The sequence below is a fragment of the Methylobacterium sp. Leaf465 genome (genome assembly GCF_001424705.1).
GTDB lineage: Bacteria > Pseudomonadota > Alphaproteobacteria > Rhizobiales > Beijerinckiaceae > Methylobacterium.
Map to the genome: position 1 here is coordinate 33,493 of NZ_LMRA01000047.1, position 22,915 is coordinate 56,407.

25 protein-coding genes are annotated in these 22,915 nt (G+C 68.4%); 15 read left to right on the forward strand and 10 right to left on the reverse strand.

The window, feature by feature from the left end; translation table 11 throughout:
- Window positions 1-213: 213 nt before the first annotated feature.
- The 3 genes from ASG51_RS21055 (at window position 214) to ASG51_RS21065 (ending at window position 2,742) form a co-directional block, all read left to right on the forward strand.
- Complete coding sequence (locus ASG51_RS21055; protein ID WP_056382867.1) at window positions 214-909, forward strand: DUF1007 family protein; 696 nt, start codon at window positions 214-216, stop codon at window positions 907-909.
- On the forward strand, window positions 900-1,907 hold the full coding sequence (locus tag ASG51_RS21060; RefSeq protein WP_056350960.1) for a nickel transporter: 1,008 nt from the start codon (window positions 900-902) through the stop codon (window positions 1,905-1,907). The genes ASG51_RS21055 and ASG51_RS21060 overlap by 10 nt, the downstream gene beginning before the upstream one ends.
- Window positions 1,908-2,028: 121 nt before the next feature.
- Complete coding sequence (locus ASG51_RS21065) at window positions 2,029-2,742, forward strand: hypothetical protein (protein ID WP_056382869.1); 714 nt, start codon at window positions 2,029-2,031, stop codon at window positions 2,740-2,742.
- Between the two features lie 8 nt (window positions 2,743-2,750).
- Here the strand turns inward: ASG51_RS21065 and ASG51_RS21070 are convergent, their stop codons facing one another.
- Window positions 2,751-3,335, reverse strand: coding sequence for a histidine phosphatase family protein (locus tag ASG51_RS21070; protein WP_056211886.1), 585 nt, complete (start codon window positions 3,333-3,335; stop codon window positions 2,751-2,753).
- A 152-nt stretch (window positions 3,336-3,487) separates the two neighbouring features.
- On the reverse strand, window positions 3,488-3,997 hold the full coding sequence (gene irr / locus ASG51_RS21075) for a Fur family transcriptional regulator Irr (protein WP_056211884.1): 510 nt from the start codon (window positions 3,995-3,997) through the stop codon (window positions 3,488-3,490).
- 337 nt (window positions 3,998-4,334) lie between these two features.
- On the opposite strand from irr, the gene fabA reads away from it, so the two are divergent.
- The 3 genes from fabA (at window position 4,335) to fabI (ending at window position 7,490) form a co-directional block, all read left to right on the forward strand.
- On the forward strand, window positions 4,335-4,910 hold the full coding sequence (gene fabA / locus ASG51_RS21080; protein ID WP_056211882.1) for a 3-hydroxyacyl-[acyl-carrier-protein] dehydratase FabA: 576 nt from the start codon (window positions 4,335-4,337) through the stop codon (window positions 4,908-4,910).
- Window positions 4,911-5,024: 114 nt separating this feature from the next.
- Complete coding sequence (gene fabB / locus ASG51_RS21085) at window positions 5,025-6,251, forward strand: beta-ketoacyl-ACP synthase I (protein WP_056211879.1); 1,227 nt, start codon at window positions 5,025-5,027, stop codon at window positions 6,249-6,251.
- A gap of 405 nt (window positions 6,252-6,656) precedes the next feature.
- Window positions 6,657-7,490: an enoyl-ACP reductase FabI gene (gene fabI, locus ASG51_RS21090; RefSeq protein ID WP_056211878.1), complete on the forward strand. Its 834-nt coding sequence runs from the start codon at window positions 6,657-6,659 to the stop codon at window positions 7,488-7,490.
- A gap of 101 nt (window positions 7,491-7,591) precedes the next feature.
- Here the strand turns inward: fabI and ASG51_RS21095 are convergent, their stop codons facing one another.
- The 5 genes from ASG51_RS21095 to ASG51_RS21115 all read right to left on the reverse strand — a co-directional run bounded on the left by ASG51_RS21095 (window position 7,592) and on the right by ASG51_RS21115 (window position 11,210).
- Complete coding sequence (locus ASG51_RS21095; RefSeq protein ID WP_056382871.1) at window positions 7,592-8,161, reverse strand: NUDIX hydrolase; 570 nt, start codon at window positions 8,159-8,161, stop codon at window positions 7,592-7,594.
- A complete protein-coding gene (locus tag ASG51_RS21100; protein WP_156389806.1) occupies window positions 8,158-8,421 on the reverse strand; it encodes a hypothetical protein in 264 nt (87 codons plus the stop codon). Before ASG51_RS21100 ends, ASG51_RS21095 begins: the two co-directional genes overlap by 4 nt.
- A 23-nt stretch (window positions 8,422-8,444) precedes the next feature.
- Complete coding sequence (locus ASG51_RS21105; RefSeq protein ID WP_056382873.1) at window positions 8,445-8,897, reverse strand: RNA polymerase sigma factor region1.1 domain-containing protein; 453 nt, start codon at window positions 8,895-8,897, stop codon at window positions 8,445-8,447.
- Window positions 8,898-9,094: 197 nt separating this feature from the next.
- Entirely contained in the window at window positions 9,095-10,138 is a 1,044-nt protein-coding gene (locus tag ASG51_RS21110; RefSeq protein WP_056382876.1) for a YihY/virulence factor BrkB family protein, read from the reverse strand.
- A 64-nt stretch (window positions 10,139-10,202) separates the two neighbouring features.
- Window positions 10,203-11,210: a LysR family transcriptional regulator gene (locus tag ASG51_RS21115; protein WP_056211869.1), complete on the reverse strand. Its 1,008-nt coding sequence runs from the start codon at window positions 11,208-11,210 to the stop codon at window positions 10,203-10,205.
- Between the two features lie 112 nt (window positions 11,211-11,322).
- Between ASG51_RS21115 and ASG51_RS21120 the strand changes: the two genes are divergently transcribed.
- The 7 genes from ASG51_RS21120 (at window position 11,323) to ASG51_RS23690 (ending at window position 17,808) form a co-directional block, all read left to right on the forward strand.
- Entirely contained in the window at window positions 11,323-11,946 is a 624-nt protein-coding gene (locus tag ASG51_RS21120; RefSeq protein WP_244472638.1) for a YceI family protein, read from the forward strand.
- Between the two features lie 34 nt (window positions 11,947-11,980).
- Window positions 11,981-12,583, forward strand: a complete 603-nt coding sequence (locus ASG51_RS21125) for a cytochrome b (RefSeq protein WP_056382878.1) — start codon at window positions 11,981-11,983, stop codon at window positions 12,581-12,583.
- Complete coding sequence (locus tag ASG51_RS21130; RefSeq protein ID WP_056211863.1) at window positions 12,580-13,161, forward strand: YceI family protein; 582 nt, start codon at window positions 12,580-12,582, stop codon at window positions 13,159-13,161. The genes ASG51_RS21125 and ASG51_RS21130 overlap by 4 nt, the downstream gene beginning before the upstream one ends.
- Window positions 13,162-13,489: 328 nt before the next feature.
- Window positions 13,490-14,968, forward strand: a complete 1,479-nt coding sequence (locus ASG51_RS21135; protein ID WP_056382880.1) for an MmgE/PrpD family protein — start codon at window positions 13,490-13,492, stop codon at window positions 14,966-14,968.
- A gap of 102 nt (window positions 14,969-15,070) precedes the next feature.
- Entirely contained in the window at window positions 15,071-16,258 is a 1,188-nt protein-coding gene (locus ASG51_RS21140) for an MFS transporter (protein WP_200941369.1), read from the forward strand.
- A gap of 34 nt (window positions 16,259-16,292) precedes the next feature.
- Window positions 16,293-16,445, forward strand: coding sequence for a DsbA family protein (locus ASG51_RS24395; RefSeq protein WP_156389807.1), 153 nt, complete (start codon window positions 16,293-16,295; stop codon window positions 16,443-16,445).
- A 373-nt stretch (window positions 16,446-16,818) separates the two neighbouring features.
- Entirely contained in the window at window positions 16,819-17,808 is a 990-nt protein-coding gene (locus tag ASG51_RS23690) for an NAD-dependent epimerase/dehydratase family protein (protein ID WP_082514171.1), read from the forward strand.
- A gap of 304 nt (window positions 17,809-18,112) precedes the next feature.
- On the opposite strand, the gene ASG51_RS21150 is transcribed toward ASG51_RS23690, so the two are convergent.
- Together ASG51_RS21150 and ASG51_RS21155 are read right to left on the reverse strand one after the other, a co-directional pair.
- The gene (locus tag ASG51_RS21150; protein WP_056211858.1) at window positions 18,113-18,661 is read right to left on the reverse strand and encodes a hypothetical protein; all 549 of its coding nucleotides are present in this window, start codon (window positions 18,659-18,661) and stop codon (window positions 18,113-18,115) included.
- A gap of 8 nt (window positions 18,662-18,669) precedes the next feature.
- Window positions 18,670-19,536, reverse strand: a complete 867-nt coding sequence (locus ASG51_RS21155; protein WP_056382882.1) for an exosortase/archaeosortase family protein — start codon at window positions 19,534-19,536, stop codon at window positions 18,670-18,672.
- A 997-nt stretch (window positions 19,537-20,533) separates the two neighbouring features.
- Here ASG51_RS21155 and ASG51_RS21160 point away from each other — a divergent pair.
- Together ASG51_RS21160 and ASG51_RS21165 are read left to right on the forward strand one after the other, a co-directional pair.
- Window positions 20,534-20,995 (forward strand): hypothetical protein, encoded by a 462-nt coding sequence (locus ASG51_RS21160; protein ID WP_056211854.1) that lies wholly within the window; start codon window positions 20,534-20,536, stop codon window positions 20,993-20,995.
- On the forward strand, window positions 20,992-21,483 hold the full coding sequence (locus ASG51_RS21165) for a glycosyltransferase (protein ID WP_056382884.1): 492 nt from the start codon (window positions 20,992-20,994) through the stop codon (window positions 21,481-21,483). Before ASG51_RS21160 ends, ASG51_RS21165 begins: the two co-directional genes overlap by 4 nt.
- A 484-nt stretch (window positions 21,484-21,967) precedes the next feature.
- Here the strand turns inward: ASG51_RS21165 and ASG51_RS25260 are convergent, their stop codons facing one another.
- Window positions 21,968-22,645: a hypothetical protein gene (locus ASG51_RS25260; RefSeq protein WP_056382885.1), complete on the reverse strand. Its 678-nt coding sequence runs from the start codon at window positions 22,643-22,645 to the stop codon at window positions 21,968-21,970.
- Window positions 22,646-22,915 lie beyond the last annotated feature (270 nt).

The window sequence follows — 22,915 nt, forward strand, 5'->3', positions numbered from 1 at the left end:
CCGGCTGCGGGCCGAGCGCGCTCGGCGTCGCTCCCGCCCGCCTGCGCGACACGGCCTCAAAGGTCCCGGGGCGCGTGGTCCGGAGGCACAAGCGCCCGTGGGCCGACGCCTCGCTTTTGCCCCAGTGAGGCGGGAGACCGGTCCGCAGCGACGGACCCCGCGGCCGGCGCGGCTTTACAAAGTCTTTACCCTGACTCGCGAGCGTCCCGTGCCATGCCGACCGCCTCGCTTTTCCGCCTCGCCGCCCTGGCCGGAGCCGCCCTCGGGGCCGCCCTGTCCGCGCTCCCCGCCCAGGCGCATCCCCACGTCTGGGTGACCACCAAGGCCGAGATCGCCTACGGCGAGGGCGGCCGCGTCACCGGCGTCCGCCACGCCTGGACCTTCGATGCCTCGTATTCGGCCTTCGTGACCCAGGGGCTGGACACGAACAACGACGGCCAGGTGACGCCGGACGAACTCGCAGGCCTCGCCGCCGAGAACACCGCCAACCTCGCCGAATTCGCCTACTTCACGAAAATGAAGGTCGGCGGCAAGGAGCAGGCCTTCGCCGATCCCGTCGAGCCCCGCATGGCGATGGAGGGCGACAAGCTGACCCTGAGCTTCCTCCTGCCCCTGAAGACGCCGGTGGCGCAGGGCCGCGGCGTCACGGCCCTGGAGGTCTACGACCCGACCTTCTTCGTCGCCTTCAGCCTGGCGGAGGGCGTGGATGCCGCCCGCCTCGCCGGGGCGCCGACCGGCTGCGCCGCCACCCTTACCCGACCCAAGACCGAGACCCCGGACGCCAAGACCGCCGATGCCAAGCCCGGCGATGCCAAACCGGGCATGTCGGAGGCGTTCTTCGAGGCGCTGACCTCGGCCTCGAACTACGGCGTCCAGTTCGCCAACCGGATCATCGTCGCGTGTCCGTAGGCACCGCCCTCGACGCCGCCCGCCCGGACGGCCGGTCCCGCCTCGCCCGGCAGGTCCTCCTCGTCCTGGCGGCCGTCGCCCTCGCGACCCTGATCGTCGCCGGCCTCGCCTGGCTGGTGAGCCCGAGCGTCACCGCGCCGCCGCCGCGCTCGCCCTTCGGCATCGGGTTTCGCGAGGCCACCCCGTCCGCCAGTGGGATCGGGGGCCGGATCCTCGCCCTGCAGGCGAGCTTCTCCCGCAGCCTCCAGGCCGCGGTGCAGTCCCTCAAGGCGGGCGGCGCCTGGGGGCCGATGATGCTCCTCGGCTTCGCCTACGGCGTCTTCCACGCCGCCGGACCGGGCCACGGCAAGGCGGTGATCGCCGGCTACATCGTCGCAGGCGAGCGGGCCCTCACCCGCGGTTTCAGCCTCAGCTTCGCCGCCGCCCTGCTCCAGGCCCTGGTCGCCATCGCCCTGGTGGGCATCGGGACCCTGGTGCTCGGCGCCACCGCCGCCGGCATGACCCGCGCCGGCACGGTGATCGAGACCGTGAGCTTCGCCCTCGTGGCGCTCCTCGGCCTCAGCGTCACCTGGCGCAAGGCCGGCCGACTGGCCGGCCGCACCGATCCGGCCTGCGCCCCCGGCTGCGGCCACGTCCACCTGAACGATGCCGCGGCCCTGGCCCGGCTCGACTCGTGGCGCGAGCGCGCCGGTGTCGTGCTGGCCGCGGGCACGCGCCCCTGCGCCGGGGCGGTGCTGATCCTGGTCTTCTCCGCCTCGCAGGGCCTGCTGGCCGCCGGCATCGCCGCGACCCTGGCCATGGCCCTCGGCACCGCGCTGACCACGGGCACGCTGGCGAGCCTCGCGGTCTTCGCCAAGGCCTTCGCCCTGCGCCTCGCGGGCGGACGCGGACGGGCCGGGGTGCTCGCGGTCGGCGGCCTCGAACTCCTGGCCGGCGCCTTCGTGCTGGTGCTCGGCCTCGCCATGCTGGCCGGACTCGCGGCCGATCTCGGCGGCTGACGCCTCTGGCGCCCTTACTCGCCAAGCCTTCCCTCGCCAAGCCTTCCCTCGCCAAGCTCTCCCTCGCCAAGCCCGTGAGGCCGTGGCACTCTCGCGATCCGAAGACGGAGAGAGCGCGGGCATGGCGGCGGGCTTCGAGCATATCCTGAACTGGCGGCTGCTGGCCGGCTCGCACGATTTTCCCGGTCCGGATGGCGGCACCTGCATCAACGAGGCGGCGATCGTAGCCGCCGGCCTGCCCTATCGGGCGATCCGCGCCTCGGCCGATTGCCCGCCCTGTTTCTCGCCGCTCCTGTCCGCCTACGCCCTCGGCCTGAACGATGCGATGCCCGATGCCGAGCGGCCGCGCCTGATGGCCTTCGTGCTGCGGCTCTCCGGCTCGGCGGACGTCCCGGCCGTGGAGGCCGAGCGCGTCGCCTTCCTCGCCCTGGCGAGCGTCCGTCGCATCCTGCCGCCCCTCCTGGATCTGGCGGGCCTGCCCACCCTGGCCGCGGCCTGCGACGGGGCCGCGGATTCGGACCGGGCCCGGGTGGTCGCCCGGGACGCCGCTTGGCAGGGCGGCGCGCGGGCGCAGGAGGCCTCGCAGCGCGGGGCCTGGAGGCAGGGCGCTCGGGCCGCGGCGGTCTCCCGGGCCGCCACCGCCGCCGGGAAGGCCTTCGCGGATGCGCGCTGTGCGGCCGAGGTCGCGGAGGGTGCCGCGGCCTTCGTGCCGGAGGTCTGGGCGAGCGCCGTGGCGATCCTCGACGAAGCCCTGGAGATCGGCCGCCGGGCGGCGCCTCTCGAGCGCGCGCTGGTGCAGCGGCGCCTGGACGCCGCGCGGTCGGGGCTCGCGTAGAGCCCGGCTCAGACCGGGGCTGGCGCCGCCATCGGGTCGAAGGTCACGGTCTGGCAATTGTCGAGCCAGACGCCCGTCAGGTGATAGAAGAAGGTGCCGTGGCCGACCACCGCGATGCTGTGCTCGGGCCGAGCCGCGAGCCAGTCGCGAAAGCCGAGGACGCGGGCGTCGAAGAGGGTGCGCGGCTCGATATGCACGCCGCGGGCGTCGGGCGCGCCTTCGGCATGCCACCAGATCTCCGGCAGATGGTCGACGGCGACGTCCGGGAACTCGGCGGCCAGCACCGAGGCGGCCCGGCCGACATCGCAGCTGCTTTCCTGGCACTCCCGATGCAGGACCTCGACGAGGATGCGCGGGCGGCTCGGATGGTCGCCGAAGATGCCCTGGGTTGTCTGGATCGCCCGGGTCAGGGGCGAGGTCACCACCAGATCGAAGGGGATGTCGTGCAGGGCCGCCCGGGCCGCCCGGACCTGGCCCTGCCCCCGCTCGGTCAGGCGGGCGTCGACGTGGCCGGGATCCTGTCCGGTCAGGCGGTGCGCGGCGTTGAAAGTCGATTCGCCGTGGCGGACGCAGACGATGCGAGTGGGGGCCATATGGGTCCGGTTTCGATGGGATGGGAGAACGGCGCGCCGGCGATAACTTCGCGAGGCGCGCCATCGTTGCGCGGCGCGTCAGGGCACCGCGCCAAAGAAAAAGGCCCGGTTGCCCGGGCCTCGATGACGGTGCGTGCGGATTCGGCCGGCGGTCAGGCCTTGCGGGCGACCGGGCCACGGCGGCGCAGGCGGACGATCACCTCGACGCCGGCGATCTCCATGCCCTCGGGGGCGTCCGGCAGGGAATCCACGGTGATCCCGCAATCGGGCATGTCCAACACCTGGCCCTCGTCCTCGAGGAAGAAGTGGTGGTGCTCGCTCGGGTTGGTGTCGAAGTAGGCCTTCGATCCGTCGAGCGCGAGCTGACGCAGGAGGCCGGCCTCGGTGAACTGGTGCAGGGTGTTGTAGACGGTGGCCAGCGACACCGGCACCTTGGCGCGCATCGCCTCGTCGTAGAGCATTTCCGCCGTGAGGTGGCGATCGCCGCGGCCGAACAGCAGCCAGCCCAGGGACAGGCGCTGGCGGGTCGGGCGCAGGCCCGCCCGGCGCAGGCGATCGCGCAGATCCGACAGCGGGCAACCGCGACGGCCGGCGGCCATGTCGCCGCCGGGAACGGAGGCCCGCGCGTTCAGCACGGCCTGCAGGGGCAGAAGGTTCGACATCGGGCGTACAAACATCCCACGCGGAAAACGGGAAACTCAGCGGATATGTATACGGAACCCGCTGCCGCATCGCAACCCGAGCCGCACGCGGGGCTGGCCCTGCCCTACGCGGCGGCCCCCTCCGTCCCGTCGTGCCTCCGAGCGGCGGCCGCGGATTGGGACGCTTCGAGCGGGCGGACAGCTTTGAGGCGCACAAGCCCTGTGTTAACGAAGCGCCGATTTCACGCCGCAGCGCCGGCCGGATCGGCCCGTGCCGTGTCCGTTCCGGCGCCGGTGGCGCGACGCCGAGGGGGCCACGCGCGCCCCGGACCCAACCCTGAGGACCGATCCGCTCATCATGTCTTCCGCTTCCGATCCGAACGCTCCGTCGGGCACCGCCCCGGCGACCGCCGCGCCCCAGCGGGCCTCGCACTATTCCTACGAGGAACTGCTCGCCTGCGGCCGTGGCGAGCTGTTCGGCGCCGGGAACGCGCAGCTGCCCCTGCCGCCGATGCTGATGTTCGACCGCATCGTCTCGATCGGCTCCGAGGGCGGCGCCCATGGCAAGGGCCACGTGCTGGCCGAGTTCGACATCCGACCGGACCTCTGGTTCTTCGGCTGCCACTTCAAGAACGATCCGGTGATGCCCGGCTGCCTCGGCCTCGACGCCCTCTGGCAGCTCGTCGGGTTCCATCTCGGCTGGCTCGGCGCCCCCGGCCGCGGCCGGGCGCTCGGCGTCGGAGAGGTCAAGTTCACCGACCAGGTCCTGCCGACGGTGACCAAGGTCGTCTACGGCATCGACATCAAGCGGGTGCGCCTCGGCAAGCTCGTGCTCGGCATCGCCGACGGTTGGCTCGAGGCCGACGGCACCCGGATCTACGAGGCCAAGGACCTGCGCGTCGCGCTGTTCCAGGCCCAGGCGGCGGGCGGCTGAGCCCGACGCGGTTGAGATCGGGACGCCCGAGTCCTACCTGAATCCACGCGAAGGTGCCGTCTCGAGAACAAGCACCGCGAAGAACAAGCCCCGGCGGCGGAGAGCATCGTGTCCATGCGGCGTGTCGTGATCACCGGGATGGGCATCGTCTCATCCATCGGCAACAACACCGAGGAAGTCCTCGCCTCTCTGCGCGAGGCCAAGTCCGGCATCGGGCGTTCGGCCTCCTACGCTGAGCACGGCTTTCGCAGCCAGGTCGAGGGCCGCCCCACCCTCGACCCGGAGGGCGTCGTCGACCGGCGCGCGATGCGCTTCCACGGCGGCGGCACCGCCTGGAACCACGTCGCCATGGACCAGGCGATCCGGAACGCCGGCCTGGAGGCGGGCGACATTTCCAATGATCGCACCGGCATCATCATGGGCTCGGGCGGGCCGTCCACGAAGGTCATCGTCGAATCCGCCGCCATCGCGATCGACAAGGGTCCCAAGCGCGTCGGCCCTTTCGCCGTGCCCAAGGCCATGTCGTCCACCGCCTCGGCGACCCTGGCGACCTGGTTCAAGATCAAGGGCGTGAACTATTCGATCTCCTCGGCCTGCGCGACGTCGAACCACTGCATCGGCAACGCTGCCGAGGTCATCCAGGGCGGGCGCCAGGACATCATCTTCGCGGGTGGCTGCGAGGACCTCGACTGGACGCTCTCGGTGCTGTTCGACGCCATGGGCGCCATGTCCTCCAAGTACAACGACACCCCCGCCCGGGCGTCCCGCGCCTACGACGCCAACCGCGACGGATTCGTCATCGCGGGCGGTGCCGGCGTGCTGGTGCTCGAGGAATTGGAGCACGCCAGGGCGCGCGGCGCGACGATCTACGGCGAGATCGCCGGCTACGGCGCCACCTCGGACGGGCACGACATGGTCGCCCCCTCCGGTGAGGGCGCAGTCCGCTGCATGCGCCAGGCGATCGAGGGCCTGAAGGGCGCCAGGATCGACTACATCAACCCGCACGCCACCTCGACGCCCGTGGGCGACGACAAGGAGATCGAGGCGATCCGCGAGGTCTTCGGGCGCGGCGACGACTGTCCGCCGATCGCCGCCACCAAGTCCCTCACCGGCCACTCCCTCGGCGCGACGGGCGTGCAGGAGGCGATCTACGCGCTGCTGATGATGAACAACGACTTCATCTGCGAGAGCGCCCATATCGACGAGATCGACCCGGCCTTCGCCGATATGCCGATCCTGCGCCAGCGTCGTGACGGAGCCAAGCTCGGGCACGTCCTGTCGAATTCCTTTGGATTCGGCGGCACCAACGCGACGCTCGTCCTCAAGCACGTCGACGCCTGAGGGCGACGGATCTGGATCGGGCTTAACGTCCGGCCCGGCCCGTTAAGGAACTGGAGAGACCTTCCGCCGTTCCTTGTTTCTTGGGATTGCTGGAAGGCACAGCCATGTTGTGGTTCACGCTGGGAACCGTCGGCGGCCTCGCCCTTGCCGGGACCACGGCCGTCTACATCAAGCAAGTCATGATCGACCGCGCCAATTGCGACACCGACGGCTACTTCTAGCCGTCGCGCCGCCCCGCCTGCACCCAAAGGCCCCGTCGCGGCTCCCGCCCGACAGGGCCTTTGCGTTTCGGCGAAAGTGCCTTCGGCTCCGGTCGGATTGGACAGGGCCACGACCCCCGCGCTAAGCCTCCCACCAACGATGACGGGTCCGAGGGACCCGAGGATCCGCGACCGGGGGACGTGCATGACGGGTTTGATGGCGGGAAAGCGCGGCCTCATCATGGGGGTCGCCAACGATCACTCGATCGCCTGGGGCATCGCCAAGGTCCTGCACCGCCACGGGGCCGAGCTGGCCTTCACCTACCAGGGCGACGCCCTCGGGCGCCGGGTGACGCCGCTGGCGGCCTCCGTCGGCTCGGACATCGTCCTGCCCTGCGATGTCGAGGACATCGCCAGCGTCGACGCGCTGTTCACCGCCCTGGACGCGCGTTTCCCCGAGGGCCTCGACTTCGTCGTCCACGCCATCGGGTTCTCCGACAAGGGACAGCTCAAGGGCCGCTACGTCGACGTCACCACCCGCGAGAATTTCTCGCGGACCATGACGATCTCCTGCTTCTCCTTCACCGAGATCGCCCAGCGCGCAGCCAAGCGAATGCCCCGCGGCGGCTCGCTCCTGACGCTGACCTATGGCGGCTCGACCCGGATCATGCCGAACTACAACGTCATGGGGGTCGCCAAGGCGGCCCTCGAGGCCTCCGTGCGCTACCTCGCGGGCGACCTCGGCCCGGACGGCATCCGGGTCAACGCCCTCTCGGCGGGCCCGATGCGGACCCTGGCCGGGGCCGGCATCGCCGATGCCCGCCTGATGTTCAACCACCAGAAGGCGCACGCCCCCTTGCGCCGGACGGTGACCCAGGAGGAGGTCGGCGGCTCGGCGATGTACCTGCTCTCGGATCTCTCGGGCGGCGTCACCGGCGAGATCCACTTCGTCGATTCCGGCTACAACATCATCTCGATGCCCCGCCCCGACGTGCTGCAGGCCCAGGACGAGGCCGGAGTCATCGGCGACGCGGTCTAGCGTTTGTCGGGGATCCGTGGAAACCGGTTATCCCGAACAGACAAACGAGACGAAAGGACCCGAGAATCTGTCAGGTTCAGGACTCCTGACAGACTCTCGGATCAGCCCGAGAACAGCGCGGGCCGGCGGGCGCGCAGGGCGAGGACCAGGGTCAGGGTCTTGAGGTCGGTCAGCTCGCAGCGATCGGCCATTCGGGCGAGTTCGGCCAACGGCATCTCGACGACCCGGATGTTCTCGTGCTCGCCGTCCGCGCCCCCGCCCCCGTCCACCCGGTCGGTGGCGGCGTAGGCGGCCAGGAACAGGTGGATGCGCTCCGTCGAGATGCCGCCGCAGGAATAGGTGGCGCCGACGAAGTCGAGGTCGCCGAGGCGCAGGCCCGCCTCCTCCAGCACCTCCCGCCGGGCATTGTCCTCCGGGGTGCCGTCGTCGATCAGGCCGGCGGGGGCCTCGAGCTGGCTCTGCTCGCCGGCGACGTAGAGGGCGGGCACCCGCAGCTCCCGCACCAGGGTCGCGACCCGGCGCACCGGATCGTAGGGCAGCACGCCCACGGAGTTGCCGTGGTCCTCGATCTCGCGCTCGGCCTCGCTGCCGTCGGCGAGGCGGACCCGGGCCAGCGAGTAGCGGCTCCAGCCCTCGTGGAGGGTCCGGAGGCTGAGGATCTCGGCTTTCATCGCGGGACGGTCTTTCTCGCCCGGGGGGCGCGTTCCGGCTCGCCCGGGGGCGCGGGCCTGTCGTGCGGGTGGCCGACCATCAGGGACCGCCCGCCCGGGCGCCCTCGATCGCCCTGATGCCGTTCGTCGAGGTTCACCCGGCCGTCGCGCGTCACGAAATCCGGCTCGCCGGCCGCGACCCGCAGGCCGTGCTCGCTCGCCTCGGCCCGGCACTTCAGTTCGGCGACGATCGCCGCCGCGAGGGGCGTCTGGATGTCCATGTCGGTCTCCCGAGCGCCGCGCTTCATCGGCCGAGGGCGATCAGGACCGCCCCCATCAGCACCAGCACGATCAGGCCCGCCACCAGCACGGCGTTCCGGACCCGGTGCCCCTCGGCCGATGGGGTCGCGGGACCCGGTTCCAAGCCGGCGGCCACCGGCGCGCCGGCCCGGGACGCCGGCGCGTCCGGGCGCGGCGCGGCCGGTGCGGCGTCGAGGGAGGGCGGTCCGGGCGCGGGCGCGAGGGGCAGCCGCGCGATTCCGTCGGGATGGGCCCGCCCCGTGAGCAGGTCCTCGAGCTCAACCGGAATTCCGGCGGCCTCGAGGTCCAGGACCACCTGTGCGATCGCCTCGGCGCTCATGCCGTGGATCGGCAGGGCAGCCTGGAGGTCGGCCGGGGAGAGCTCGCCCTTCTGCCGCCCGAGGGCGATCAGCCGGTCGAGATCCCGTTGCGCGACGGTCGCCGAAGCGCTCACCATGGGCGCGCCCCCGTCACGGCTGCGCCTCCGCCGGCCCGCGCCGCAGCGGCCCCTGCTCCGCCCGGCCCGGGTGGTCGTGCGTGTTGTCGTCCGGCCATCCGCCACTCCCGACGCTCTGCCGTCCGGAAACCCGTCGGGCGTCGGCGCTGTTCCCGGGCTCAGGGGGGCGACGGCGCCGCCCGGCCCCGGGCTCCCGCTCAGTCCTGGCTCGGCCCGACGCTGTCGGCGGCGAAGGCCTGGCGGACGCCCAGGGGCTTCGGCCGGCCCTCGGTGCTGTCGCAGGCGGTCTGGCGCTCCATCTCCGAGTTGATCTCGGCCCCCACGAGAACGATGACGATGGACAGCCACATCCAGGTCATGAACCCGATGCCGGCTCCCAGCGACCCGTAGATGCGGTTGTAGCTGTCGAAGCTCGCCACGTACCAGGAGAACATCCCCGAGGCGCCGACCCAGAACAGCGCCGCGAGGCTGCTGCCCCAGGTCACCCAGCGCCACTTCGCCCGGTTCCGGCTCGGGCCGTAGCGATAGATCAGCGACAGGCTGAGGGTGACCACGCCAAGGAGGGCCGGCCAGCGCACGATCTGCAGGACGGTGTCGGTGGCGGTGATGAAGCCGAGGCGGTCGAGGATCGCCGGCAGCAGCACCACCGCGCCGGTGGAGATGAGGAAGAACACCACGCTGGTGATCGTGAACAGGAAGGTGGTGGCGTAGAAGCGGACCAGGCTGCGCTTCTCGCGCTCCTTGTAGATCACGTTGAGGGCGTCGAAGAGCGCGCTCACCCCGGAATTGGCGCTCCACAGGGCGATCAGCAGACTGATGCCGGACGTGGTGCTCAGGGAGCCGGTGCTGCGCTGCGCGATCCGCACCAGCTGGTCCGAGACCAGTTCGAGGGCGCCCGGCGGCAGGATGTCCGCCAGCAGGCTGACGTGCTGGCTGATGACGTGGGGATCCGAGAACAGCCCGTAGATCGACACCACCGCGACGAGGCCCGGGAACACCGCCAGCAGGGCGAAGAACGCGACGCCGCCCGCCGTGGTCAGCACCCGGTCCTGCGGCATCGCCCAGAACACCCGCCACAGGATGTCCCGCCAGCCGGCCTTGGGGATGTCGACGGGGTCGGTCGCGCCCCGGCCGCGCCCGGGCTCGTGCGCGCGCTGGCGCGCCTCCGCCAGCTCTTCCGGGTTCAGGGGGCGGGTGCTGACCGAGCGCCAATCCTGCCCCTCATCGTCGTCTCGCACCATGCCGACACCCTGCCGGACCGCTCGTCGCCGGAACCCCGCCGCGCGGGGCGCGCCGCCCCCGGGATCACACTCTGCCTGAACTCTCGTCACAGGTCGCCACCGATGCCGGCACAGGCGTGGGACGATCGAGCCCGGACCTGGGGCAGATCGCGGCCCGCCGGGCCATCTCGGTGCGGACGTGCTCGCGGAACAGGCGGACCCGCGCGGGGAGTTCGCGGCCCGCGAGGGTGACGGCGCGCAGGGTCCCGCCCCGGCTCGCCCAGTCGGGCAGGACGCGCACGAGGTCGCCCCGGGCCAGGGACTTGGCCGCGACGAGGCTCGGGATGTGGCCGATCCCGGCCCCGGCCAGGGTGAGGCGCAGCACCGTGGCGAAATCCGTGGCCCGCACGGCCGGCCGCAGGGTGATCCCGGCCTCGCGCCCCTCCACGTCCGAGACGAGGATCTGGGTGGCACCGAGACGCTCCCGGGCCAGCACCACGTCGTGCGCCGCCAGCCCGTCGATGTCGGCCGGGGCCGGGCGCTGGGCCAGGTAGGCCGGGGCCGCGTAGAGGCCGATCGTCAGGTCGGCCAGGATCGGCGCGGTGTAGCCGCTGTCGGGGTGGTCGCCGCCGCCGAGGCGGAGCGCAAGGTCGACCCGGTTGGCCGCGAGATCGAGGCGGCTGTCGGTGATGAGGAGTTCCAGGGTGATCTGCGGGTGCCGGGCCCGGAAGCTCGCCACGAGATCCGGCAGTACCTCGACCCCGAAATCGATCGAGGCCGTCACCCGCAGGTGCCCCCGCGGCAGGGTGCGGGCACCGCGGGCCGTCTGCAGGGCCTCGTCCAGAAGGGCGAGACTCTCCAGGGCCCGGGCGTGGAAGGCGAGCCCCTCGGCGGTGGGCGAGACCGCCCGGGGCGTACGGGCGAGCAGCGTCACCTTCAGCACCGATTCGAGGCGGGCGACGCGCCGGCTGACGCTGCCCTTGGTCTCGCGCAGGAAGGCGCCCGCCTGGGTCATGCTGCCGAGGTCGACGACGGCACAGAAGGCCCGGACATCGTCGAGGTTTCCGGCGAAGGTTTCCAGATGCGCAACCATGTGTCCCCGATTAGCGCGCTATCGCACCCGCGGGAAGCGGCCTATTGGCGCTCCACCGACCCGGCGCCCAGATGCCACCCTCATCGGCGCCCTCATCCTCGGAGCGAACCCCGTGATCCGTCTCTCGCCATCCCTCGTCGCCCAGACCCTCTCCCTCGCCCTCGCGTTCGCCGCGCCGGCCCTCGCCCAGACCCCGCCGACCCGCGACCCGGCCCAGATCCAGGCCGGCACCTACGCGGTCGATCCCGGCCACACCCAGGTCGGCTTCACCGTCTCGCATATGGGCTTCTCGAACTACTCGGGCGGCTTCTCGGACGTCTCGGGCACCCTGGAGCTGCAGCCGAAGACCCCCGCCGCCTCGAAGCTGTCCATCAAGATCCCGGTGGCCTCGGTGATGACGACCAGCGAGAAGCTGACCGGCGAGCTCAAGGGCGACCAGTGGCTCGACGCGGCCAAGTTCCCCGAGATGACCTTCGTCTCCACGAAGGTAACGCCCGAGGGCAAGGACAAGGCGAAGGTCACCGGCGACCTGACCCTGCACGGCGTGACGAAGCCGGTGACCCTGACCGTCACCCTCATCGGCGCCGGCGTGAACCCGCTGAACAAGAAGGTCACCGTGGGCTTCGAGGCCACCGGCACGCTCAAGCGCTCCGAGTTCGGCGTGAAGACCTACGTGCCGCTGATCGGCGACGACCTGCACCTCACCATCGCGGGCGCCTTCGAGCGCAAGGAATAGGCCTTTCCGTCCACCCCGCCGAAGGGAGCGCGTCATGACCGAGACCGCCCGCGTCGGGCCCGAGCCGCGCTACACCCGCGTCGCCATCGCGCTGCACTGGCTCAGTGCGCTGGCGGTGCTGGGGCTGATCGCGATCGGTCTCGCCATGACGCACGGGGACCTGGCGCCGATGCGCCGGTTCCAGCTCTACCAGTGGCACAAGTCGGTGGGCCTCACGGTGCTGGCCCTGACGCTGCTGCGCCTCGGCTGGCGCTTGGCCCACCGGCCGCCGCCCCTGCCCGCGACGCTGCCGGCCCGGGAGCGGGCCGGCGCGCACGCGGCCCATGCCCTGCTCTACGGGCTCCTCCTCGGCCTGCCGCTCGTCGGCTGGGCCGTGGTCTCGGCTTCGCCCTTCAACCTGCCGACCGTGCTCTACGGCGTCCTGCCCTGGCCGCACCTGCCGGTGCTGCCGGAGCTGGCGAACAAGGCCGCCATGGAGGCGGTGCTGAAGCAGGTCCATGCCTGGGGGGCCTGGTTCCTCATCGGTCTCCTGCTGCTGCATGTCGGTGCGGCCCTGCGCCACCACCTCGTCCTGCGCGACGACACCCTCCGGCGGATGCTGCCCCGCACCCCGCTCAAGTCCGGATTCCAGCCATGATCGCCGCTCGCCTCGCCTTCGCGGTCGCCCTCGCGGCGGCGCCCCTGGCCCTGCCCGCCTGCGCCGCGGCCGCGGCCTGGACCGTCGATGCGGCCCAGAGTCGGATCGGGTTCTCGGGCGTCCAGGTCGGCACGCCCTTCAAGGGTCGCTTCAAGCGCTTCAGCGCACAGATCACCTTCGACCCCGCCACCCCGGAGACGGGGCACGCCGTGGTCGATATCGATCTCGCGAGCGCCGAGACCGGCGATGCCCAGCGCGATACCGCCCTGCCCCAGGCGGAATGGTTCGACGTCAAGGCCACGCCGCAGGCCCGGTTCGAGGCGACGCGGTTCGTCGCCAAGGGCGGCGACGCCTACGAGGCCGTCGGCAGCCTGACGATCCGCGGCATCCGCCGCGACGCGGCCCTGCCCTTCCGCCTGACGTTCGCGGGAGCGACGGCCCGGGCGGTGGGCCACCTCGACCTCGTACGCACGCAGTTCGGCGTCGGACAGGGCCCCTGGGCTTCGGGCCAATGGGTCGCCCTGGAGGTCGGCGTCGACATCGACCTCACCGCGACGGAGACGGCCCCCAAGCCCTGAAGCGGATCGGCCAGCACATGGGCCGTCGGCGGGCTCGTCGGGATTCACGCCGAATCGCATCTCTCCGAGTGCACGTCGCCGGAAGGACGCTCCGAAAGCGAAACCTGTGCTTGCACGGCGCATCCAGACCTTTGTATCCCACCGGATATCTTGTTTCTCATGCGTAACCGGCGCGCAAAACCGCGGATGGCTTGCAGAAAGCGGGAGCCCTGCCGCGAGGGTCGGGTTATGCCTCGGTTCCGGTCCCGCCGGCGGCCTCGGCCCCGGCGCGTCCGGCACGGCGGCGTCCACGCGGGCGCGGGCCGCAGGACGCCAGAGGAAGAGATCCATGCCCGTGCCGACGATCGACCGCCGCGCCCTGCTCGGCTCCGCGAGCCTCGCGCTCGCGGGAACCGGCAGCGCCGTCCGTCCCGCCCAAGCCGCACCGGAGACGAAGGGCGAGGCCAAGGCGGAACCGAAGCCGGTGCCGCCGGAGGTCACCCGGATCCTCGCCCGCTACGTGGTCGGCGCGCGCTACGCGGACCTGCCCGAGGCCGTCCGCCGCGAGGGCACCCGCACCCTGCTGAACTGGGTCGGCGTCGCCATCGGCGGATCGCATCACGAGACCCTGGACGTCGCGGTCTCGGCCCTCAAGCCGTTCTCCGGCCCGCCGCAGGCCGGCCTGTTCGGGCGCCCCGAGCGTTTCGACATCCTGAACGCCGCCTTCCTGAACGGCGTTGCCAGCCACATCTTCGATTACGACGACACCCACCTGAAGACCGTGATCCACCCGGCCGGCCCCGTCGCCTCGGCGATCCTCGCCTACGCCGAGATGAACCCGGTCTCGGGGGCGGACTTCCTCAACGCCCTGGTGCTCGGCGTCGAGACGGAGTGCCGGATCGGCAACGCGGTCTACCCGAACCACTACGATGTCGGCTGGCACATCACCGGCACCGCCGGGGTGTTCGGGGCGGCGGCCGCGACGGGCAAGCTGATGGGCCTCACCGAGCAGCAGATGGTCTGGGCGCTCGGGCTCGCCGCCTCGCAGCCCGTGGGCCTGCGCGAATCCTTCGGCTCCATGAACAAGAGCTTCAATCCGGGCCGGGCCGCCTCGAACGGCCTGTTCGCCGCGATCCTGGCCGCGAAGAACTACACGAGCTCGGACGGAATGATCGAGGCCAGGCGCGGCTGGGCCAACACCATCTCGACGAAGCAGGATTACCGCGAGATCACGGAAGGGCTCGGCACCCGCTACGAGGCGGCGCTGAACACCTACAAGCCCTTCGCCTGCGGCATCGTCATGCATCCGGCCATCGACGCGGCGGTGCAGCTGCGCAACGAGGCCCATCTCACCCCCGACATGATCGAGCGGGTCGACATGAAGGTCCATCCCCTGGTGCTCGAACTCACCGGCAAGACCACGCCGCGCACCGGCCTCGAGGGCAAGTTCAGCATCACCCACGCCGTCGCGGTGGCGCTGGTGGAGGGGGCCGGCGGCGAGAAGCAGTTCAGCGACCGGGCGGTGAACGACCCCGTGATCGCGGCCCTGCGCGCCCGGGTGAAGCCGGTGGTCGACCCGGCGATCCGGCCCGAGCAGGTCGAGCTCACGGTGGTGCTGACGGACGGCCGCAGCCTGCCCCGGCGCATCGAACATGCCATCGGCAGCGTCGAGCGGCCGATGTCGGACGCCGCGCTGGAGACCAAGTTCACCGACCTCGCGGACGGGATCCTGCCCGACGCCCAGGTGCGCCGGGTCATGGACCTGTGCTGGCGCATCGCCGAGTTGCCGAATGCCGGCGACGTGGCCCGGGCCGGGGTCCAGGCCTGACCGCGGAGGATCGGGATCGACGGGCCGATCCCGGCCGCGTATGGCGATGCCCGCTCCTGGGCCTCGCCCTGCGCCAGCCCCCCTCGCCCGCCGCCAGCAAGGATCACGGACCTGAAGGCCGAGTTCTCGACCACGCGCCTGATCGTGATCCTGGCCTTCGCCGGCTTCGCCAGCACCTTTGCGGGCCGCTCCATCGAGCCGCTGGTCGGCGTGCTGGCGCGCGACCTGCAGAGCGATCCCCACACGGTGGCGCTGCTCTCCACCGCCTTCGCCCTGCCCTACGCGCTGATCCAGCCGATCCTCGGCCCCGTCGGCGATGCCCTGGGCAAGGAGCGGATCATCGCGATCTGCCTCGGCATCCTGACCCTGGCGCTGGCAGCTTGCGCGCTGACCACCAGCCTCGACACCCTGTTCGTCCTGCGGATGATCGCCGGGGGCAGCGCCGGCGGCGTCGTCCCCCTGGCGCTCGCGCTGATGGGCGACCGTATCCCGATCGAACGCCGGCAGGTCGCCATCGGCCGCTTCCTCGTGGCGGTGATTCTCGGGCAGCTCTCCGGCTCGACCTTCGCGGGCCTGATCGAGGGGGCGATCGGCTGGGCCGGCGTCTTCGCCATCACCGCGGCGGTGGCGGCCCTCGGCTGCGGCGCGGCGCTCCTCGGGTTCGACCGCCGCGCGGCAGCCCCGGCCCGGCGACCGGACTTCCGCACGGCGGTCGCGCGCTACCGCACCATCGTGGGCAATCCGCGCGCCCGCATCCTGTTCGGGGCCGTGTTCATCGAGGCGATCGCGGTGTTCGGGATCTTTCCCCACCTCGCCCCGCTGATCGAGGCCCGCGGCGAGGGCGGGGCCCGCGAGGCCGGCCTGGCACTGGCCGGCTTCGCCGCCGGCGGGCTGCTCTACGCGTTCTCGGTCGGCCTGCTGCTGCGCTTCCTCGGCCTGTCGCGGATGCTGATCGGCGGCGGCCTGATCTGCGCCGGGGCCCTCGTCACCCTCGGGCTGGCCGGCACCTGGCAGCTCGACTGCGCCGCCCTGGTGGCCCTGGGGCTCGGCTTCTACATGCTCCACAACACCTTCCAGGTGCAGGTGACCGAGGTGGCGCCGACCGCCCGCGCCTCGGCGGTGGCGCTCCACGCCTTCTCGTTCTTCTGCGGACAGGCCCTGGGCGTGGCCATCCTCGGTGGCGCCCTCCGGGGCCTCGGCCAGCTCACCGCCCTCAGCCTCTGCGCCGTCGTCATCGCCGGCCTCGGCCTCGTCACGGCCCGGCGCCTGGCGACGACGCCGTCGCGGTGACGTCCGAGATCCTCCCGACCTGCCGGAGTCGCGAATGTCCCCGACGATCGCGGTGTTCTCGGACCTGATCTGCCCCTGGTGCTTCGTCGGCACGCTGCGGTCGGACCGGGCCCTCGACCTGCGGGCGCGCACCAGCCTCGAATGGCTGCCCGTCAGGCTCCCCGGTCACACTCACATTTCAGCCTAACACCGACCCTATGCGAGACACGACGTCCCTCCCAGTCGTCCCGGAGCTCCAAGATGCAGACACTTCCGTCTCGGCGCGTGATTCCGAAGGCGTCGAGCAAGCGCGGTCCCGTCCATCGAGGCGCACGTCGCCGACCATTCGCGTGGATGCGCTGAAGGCCCCTCGGCGCTCGCCATCCCGATGCCAGGGAATTATTCCGTGATTTCGTTTCCACGCGCCTGAGAAAATCGCCTGGATAGATGTCTCCGAATTCATCGCCAAAACAAAAAATTTACCCGATCAATCGGGTCAATGTTTTTGTGTTTATCTACTTTTACAATTATAATTGCTTTGCGCCGATGTCAACGCGATAAGAAACGATAATGAGGGCATAATGCCAGTCAGAACCGATCCAGTCGTCGTCAGTGGAGCCGCAGGCTTCGTAGGATATCATGTCGCCAAGAGATTGCTTGAACGCGGAGAAGGCGTAATCGGAATCGATGTATTTAACGATTACTATGCCGTTTCTTTGAAAGAGGCGCGGGCCGGGCGACTGGAAAAATTTGCCAATTTTCGCATGGAACGTATGGACTTTGCGAATGCGCCTGCGCTCAGGACCCTCGTCAGAGACGAAGGCGTCATGCGAATGGTTCATCTTGGTGCTCAAGCAGGCGTTCGTTACTCCATCGAGAACCCCTTCGCCTATCAACACTCAAATCTACAAGGCCACCTGTCTGTCTTGGAGGCGTGCCGCGACAACAGCCGGTTCGAGCACCTCGTGTATGCGTCATCCAGTTCTGTGTACGGCAATCGGCCAGGGTCAGGCGCTGCATTTACGGAGACAGATAGGGTAGACTCCCCGGTCTCGCTCTATGCGGCCACGAAACGTTCGTGCGAGTTGATGAGTTCTACTTACGCGCATCTCTATGGATTGAAACAATCAGGGCTTCGCTTCTTTACGGTGTATGGACCTTGGGGCCGTCCCGATATGGCTTACTATTCGTTCACCCGTAAAATTTTTCTAGGAGAACCGATCGAGGTCTATGGCGAGGGCCGGATGCGCCGTGACTTCACGTTTATTGACGATATCGTGGATGGGATCATCGGCGTTCTCGATCGACCACCGCCTGAGGCCGAAAACAGGATTCTCAATATTGGCAATGATTCTCCCGAAGATCTACTCACTTTCATCGAAATCATTGAGCAAGCCGTTGGCCGAAAAGCAAAGAAAATCATGCTTCCGATGCAGCCAGGAGACGTGACATCGACCTGGGCAGATATTTCAAAAATCAGATCAATCACTGGATATCGCCCAAAGGTTCGACTCGCAGAAGGAATACCCCAGTTCGTAAACTGGTATCGTGACTACTATCCTGTCGCCTGAGGTGAGATGCGCAGTTCTGATGCGTCATTTTCAGACCAGGATGATGTTCCTTTCGTGTCACACTGTGATCGCGCACTGACGCGATGAAGGGATTTACGCGAACGGTGATGCAGCCGGGTCTCAGGGGGATGGCCCAGACCGCCTGCGCGCTCCTCGACGCGGCCACCAAGTCAGGGCTTGCAGGTATCGCCGGCGGTCGATCTCGGCCCCTCGATCACATCCTGTCGGCGCATGGTTCCGGCTCCAGGCGCAGCGCCGAACGTGCAGGAGATGGCGCGACAGATCACGCGGCACGGCGCGGATGCTACAGGGCCAAGGGGACGGCGAAAGTCTCGAACCGGACCGGGCATTGCCGGCCCACGCGGATCGCCAGCACGGGATGCCAGTGAGGCCGTCCACCGACCTGACGGAGAATGCGCGCAGTCTGATATCGCCACGTCGCGCGGTAGCGGGGCAGATCGCTGGTCATCTGTCCCTCGAAGAGAAACATGAGCTTGTCCGTCTCGCCGGTCTGCCGCTCGATCAGGGCGTGGTTCCAGCCCTGAGGTCTCGCCTCCGTCAATGCGAGGCGACAGTCTCCACGTCTCGCCGTGAGCGAGACTTCCGCCGAGCCTGGGGCCTCGTCGACGCTGAAGCCCTCTGTCATGAGGCGCGCGACCAGCGTTCGCTTAAGGGAAGCAGGATTTCGGATGTCCGGAGCAGTTCCTATAAGAACCTTCGCACCGATGCTCGTAATGGCGAACAGGGCGAGGACAGCCAAGCCCACAGGAACACGCAGGCCCGTGCGCCGCGGCGCGTCGGTCCCCCCAGCGGCCGGGTATCCCGGTTCGGCGACCCTGGCTGGGTCGGACATCGGGTGCGTCATCGGATGGCCGCACCGGTGTCGGCCTGCCTCGGAAGGTCTTGCGCGACAGGATCCGAGGGGCGGGCTCGAACACCGGCCCAGCAGACTGCTCCGATGGCAGCGAGGGTGAGCCAGCTCGTCACGCTGTTGCCGACCGCGCCATGGAGCAACTCGAAATGCTCCGGAAGGAGGCCAATGGCTGCAAGACGCAGGATGTTGATCGCGACGACACTGCAGCAGGCGAGCGCTCCCCAAAGCATGTTGTTTCGCCGGGCGCGCGGCCTCACGACATTGATGGCGATCACCCAACCCAGCAATGCCAGCGAGACATTGCCCAGAGAGGAGCAGGCCGGGTAGATCTGAAGGTAGGTTTGGCCATTCGACGAGGCCACGAGATTTCCAGACGACTCGGTTCCGAGAATTGTGGCGACCATCAGCGCATCGGCCGACAGAATATACGGCGCCGCGAGGTTGAACAGGAGACGGGTCCAGCACATCGGCATCGTCACCACGAGCAGGATCGCGGCTCCGCGAGCGAGGCGGCCGGATGATGTCGCCAGCGTCCAGAGCGCGATGGCCGTGAGCGTGACCCACGCAAGCGCGGAAGAAGGTGCGAGGACGAAGGGCGCGGCGATACCGAGCACCACGACATCCCCGCGCATGGGTTCGCTCCCCCCTCGGTCGGTGAACGCGAGGGCGATCCCGCAGACGATGCCGAGCCAGACGATGGCACTGATGTCGAACGTCCGCGATCCGGCAACGACCCAACCCTCGGCTTCCAGGGCCTGCAACATTCGACCCGCCAGACCGTTCGCGGCGCAGATCGCCATGAATGCGCAGAGGTACGCGGACCGTGACGCCGAAAAGCCGAGGCCGATTCGCATCCGCGGGATCCCAGCAGGGGACTTGTCGGGGTATCGCGCAACGGGGGACATATCGGGCACTCGCACGCGGACGTCCCAACCTGTCTACGTCAGAAACAGCGACGCGCGAAGATGCACCGCCCTTGCGATCCGGTGCTTGCGCGGTCCGCGCTATCCCCCTCGACGACCCGGCCCGGCAGAGCTGCCTGCGCCGCGGCGCCCTGCTGCCCGACTTCCCGCGCGCTGCTCCCCGCCATCGGCCGCCGCGCGCCCAACGTGGCCCACGACTGCCGGATCGTTGGGAAGTCCGCGCCAGGTCCCGGTCGAGGTTTCGGCAGCCTTTGGAATCATCGCCATTCTGGCCACCCACCCCTGCCTCTCGGCGCCTTATCGGGCGAGTTCTCAGGCACGTCCCCTGCACCCAAATCATCAAAGATGTTGCGGTGCGGCACAAGCCGAGCTAAAGTTTCGAGCCAGTCGATGATGACTTGGGTTCAATCGGACTTCGGACGTTTGCAATTAGAAATTCAAATCAACCTGGATCCCGATTCTACCCCAGCCGGCATGCGGGGCGAATGAACAACGCGACGTTCAGAAAATCGCTCCCCCCTTGCGAGCGAAGCGATCGCCGCCATTGCCCTTGAGGATAGGGCTGGTCGCGTTGAGGACCCCGGCTCGGCAACATGGGTTTCCAAATACGCCCTGGAATGCGATCGACACGCTTGTGCGAATGCCCATTCAGGAACCGATCACGAGATATCTTACAGGCCACCCAGGTCGCGTTTCATAGTAGTGTTATTTTCAAGTCATGTCATCGATATTTGTAAAAACCTATTTGGAGAGGACTATATTGTAGATTGAATAAGACATTCGAAATGGAACGTTTCTCGTGATACTCCATTGTCATTGGCATGGTATCTGGCTGTCTTTCGAAACGATTCCATACGACAATTTGATGAGCATTCCATTGTTAGCCTTGCATATATAGCAAGGCTATCGGTTAAACTGGGAGGCTGCAATGGCAGCGAAACATAAAAGGCCGCGCTTGCTGGCGGTCGCGTCAGGCGGTGGACACTGGATCCAGCTCCTGCGCGTCGTTCCCGCCTTCGGTGAATGTGATTGTGCCTTTATCTGCACGCTTGATGCGCGGGACCAAGTCGCCGGACATCGATTTCATCGCGTCCCGGATGCGAACCGCTGGAACAAGCTCGCGTTTCTGCGTATGGCTCTGTCCGTGATGATCGTCGTTCTCCGCGAGCGGCCACACATCGTCGTCTCGACAGGTGCGGCGCCTGGGTACGTTGCGCTGAGACTCGGACGCCTGATCAGAGCCAAGACCATCTGGATCGACAGCTTTGCGAACGTCGACACGCTTTCGATGTCCGGAAAGATGGCGGGTGGGGTGGCGGACCTCTGGCTCACGCAGTGGCAGCACTTAGCGAAGCCGGAAGGTCCGTATTACGAGGGGTCGGTCATATGATTTTTGTAACGGTGGGTGTCCAGTTGCCGTTCGACCGTCTGATTTCCACCGTCGATGACTGGGCCGGATCTCGTGGGCGCTCCGACGTGGTGGCGCAAATCGGGGCGTCGAAGCTCGTACCGAAAAACATCAAGTATCAATCGACCATGTCGCCCTCGGAGTTTCGGCAGCATGTCGTTGCTGCGAAAGCCGTCGTCGGCCACGCCGGGATGGGCTCAATCATCACGGCCTTGGAGCTCGGCAAGCCGATTCTCGTCATGCCGCGCCGGGCCGCATTCGGCGAACACCGCAACGACCATCAGCTTTCCACGTCGCGGCATATGAAAGCGCAAGGAATCGCCACGGTCGTCGATGATGAAGCTGCGTTGAAGGAAGGCCTCGACAGCATCGAGGGCCTCGTTCGCTCGCAAGAGATCTCGGCCTATGCGAATGCGCAGCTCCTCAACCGTATCTCGACCTTCATCGCCGATGTAAGTGGCCGGATCTGATCAGCGGGCATGGGCGGCGGACGATGCGTATCGGGAATGCGCCTCGTCGCGACGCCAAGGTATGAACCGTCGCGGTCGCATGGCGGACATGGAAGCGATCGTGTTAAGATTCCCACGTATCCACGCTGGCGACCTGCATCGCTGACCTGCGTCGGCCGAAAGCCATGGCACCCTCGATCGAGGACCGATGTTAGCCACCAATCCACGCGCGACGACGGGAACCCCCCTCGCGATACGGGCTCCGGGAGATCCAGGCGACATCGCCTTCATCCTCGGCGTTCTTCGGCGCCAGCGCCGCTTCATCGGCAAGACGATCCTGGCCGCCCTGGTCCTAGGCACGCTAGTTTTTATGTTCGCCCCCTCATCATACAAGACATTCTCGACGGTTCTCGTCGACTTCAAGCGTCTATCGGCTGTCGACGAGAATTTCTCGACGCCCTCTGGCCGGATCGACAGCTCAGCGTTACTCAGTCAAATCGAGATTTTAAAGTCGAACGGCGTGCTGGATCGGGTCGTAATGTCCGAAAAGCTCGACACGGATCCGGATTTCGTCGGATCCACGTCCATGATCCGGAAGCTGGTCGCAGCTCTTGGCCTCGCCGATGACCCGGAGGCTGAGTCCGTCGAAGACCGCCGGAACCGAGCTGCCGAGGTGCTGCGCAAGGCGACCAACGTCGAGCGCGTCGATCTCTCCTACGCCATCACCGTCACGGTGACGGCGCGCAGCGGCGAGAAGGCCGCACGCCTCGCGAATGCGCTCGCCCAGGCCTACATCGACGATCAACTCGAGGCAAAGCGTGCGGCGTCCGAAAAAGCCAGCACGTGGTTTGTCGAACGAATCGCCGAGTTGCAGGATGACGTCAGCAAAGCGGATCGGGCTGTCATCGATTATCGTTTGAAGAACAATATCGTAACCATGGATGGTCGCTTCATCGAGGAGCAGCAGATCCTCGATCTCAGTCAAAAAGTGCTGGAAGCGAGCTTCGCCCGTGCTGGCGCGGAAGCAAAGGTCGCACAGATCAACGAGATGGCGAGGACCGGCGGGGTGCAGAACGCGCTCGTCGATGAGTTCTCGAACGAGGTCATCATCCAGCTTCGCAACGCCTACTTCGACGCGAAGCGCCAGATGGCGGATTTCACCGTCCGGTATGGCGCGACGCACGAAGCGACGATCAAAGCCCGCGCGAAGATGAACGAGCTTCAGAACTCGATGAACGACGAGGTCCAGCGCATTCTCGAAGGTGCGCGCAGCGACTTCGCCATCGCGCAGATCAAGGAGCAGAACCTTCAGAAGGAGCTCGCCGACCTGTCGGAGCGGTCGATCCAGGCGCGCGAAGGCCGGGTTCAGCTGACTCAGCTCGAGAGTGCGTCGGCGACGGTGAAGACGATCCGCGACACCTTCATGTCGCGGTACGTCGACGGCATACAGAAG

Coding starts and splice junctions, on each gene's coding strand:
- ASG51_RS21055 (WP_056382867.1), top strand. CDS start 214: ATGCCGACCGCCTCGCTTTTCCGCCTCGCCGCCCTGGCCGGAGCCGCC.
- ASG51_RS21065 (WP_056382869.1), top strand. CDS start 2,029: ATGGCGGCGGGCTTCGAGCATATCCTGAACTGGCGGCTGCTGGCCGGC.
- ASG51_RS21070 (WP_056211886.1), bottom strand. CDS start 3,335: ATGGCCCCCACTCGCATCGTCTGCGTCCGCCACGGCGAATCGACTTTC.
- irr (WP_056211884.1), bottom strand. CDS start 3,997: ATGTCGAACCTTCTGCCCCTGCAGGCCGTGCTGAACGCGCGGGCCTCC.
- fabA (WP_056211882.1), top strand. CDS start 4,335: ATGTCTTCCGCTTCCGATCCGAACGCTCCGTCGGGCACCGCCCCGGCG.
- fabB (WP_056211879.1), top strand. CDS start 5,025: ATGCGGCGTGTCGTGATCACCGGGATGGGCATCGTCTCATCCATCGGC.
- fabI (WP_056211878.1), top strand. CDS start 6,657: ATGACGGGTTTGATGGCGGGAAAGCGCGGCCTCATCATGGGGGTCGCC.
- ASG51_RS21095 (WP_056382871.1), bottom strand. CDS start 8,161: ATGAAAGCCGAGATCCTCAGCCTCCGGACCCTCCACGAGGGCTGGAGC.
- ASG51_RS21100 (WP_156389806.1), bottom strand. CDS start 8,421: ATGGACATCCAGACGCCCCTCGCGGCGGCGATCGTCGCCGAACTGAAG.
- ASG51_RS21105 (WP_056382873.1), bottom strand. CDS start 8,897: ATGGTGAGCGCTTCGGCGACCGTCGCGCAACGGGATCTCGACCGGCTG.
- ASG51_RS21110 (WP_056382876.1), bottom strand. CDS start 10,138: ATGGTGCGAGACGACGATGAGGGGCAGGATTGGCGCTCGGTCAGCACC.
- ASG51_RS21115 (WP_056211869.1), bottom strand. CDS start 11,210: ATGGTTGCGCATCTGGAAACCTTCGCCGGAAACCTCGACGATGTCCGG.
- ASG51_RS21125 (WP_056382878.1), top strand. CDS start 11,981: ATGACCGAGACCGCCCGCGTCGGGCCCGAGCCGCGCTACACCCGCGTC.
- ASG51_RS21130 (WP_056211863.1), top strand. CDS start 12,580: ATGATCGCCGCTCGCCTCGCCTTCGCGGTCGCCCTCGCGGCGGCGCCC.
- ASG51_RS21135 (WP_056382880.1), top strand. CDS start 13,490: ATGCCCGTGCCGACGATCGACCGCCGCGCCCTGCTCGGCTCCGCGAGC.
- ASG51_RS24395 (WP_156389807.1), top strand. CDS start 16,293: ATGTCCCCGACGATCGCGGTGTTCTCGGACCTGATCTGCCCCTGGTGC.
- ASG51_RS23690 (WP_082514171.1), top strand. CDS start 16,819: ATGCCAGTCAGAACCGATCCAGTCGTCGTCAGTGGAGCCGCAGGCTTC.
- ASG51_RS21150 (WP_056211858.1), bottom strand. CDS start 18,661: ATGTCCGACCCAGCCAGGGTCGCCGAACCGGGATACCCGGCCGCTGGG.
- ASG51_RS21155 (WP_056382882.1), bottom strand. CDS start 19,536: ATGCGAATCGGCCTCGGCTTTTCGGCGTCACGGTCCGCGTACCTCTGC.
- ASG51_RS21160 (WP_056211854.1), top strand. CDS start 20,534: ATGGCAGCGAAACATAAAAGGCCGCGCTTGCTGGCGGTCGCGTCAGGC.
- ASG51_RS21165 (WP_056382884.1), top strand. CDS start 20,992: ATGATTTTTGTAACGGTGGGTGTCCAGTTGCCGTTCGACCGTCTGATT.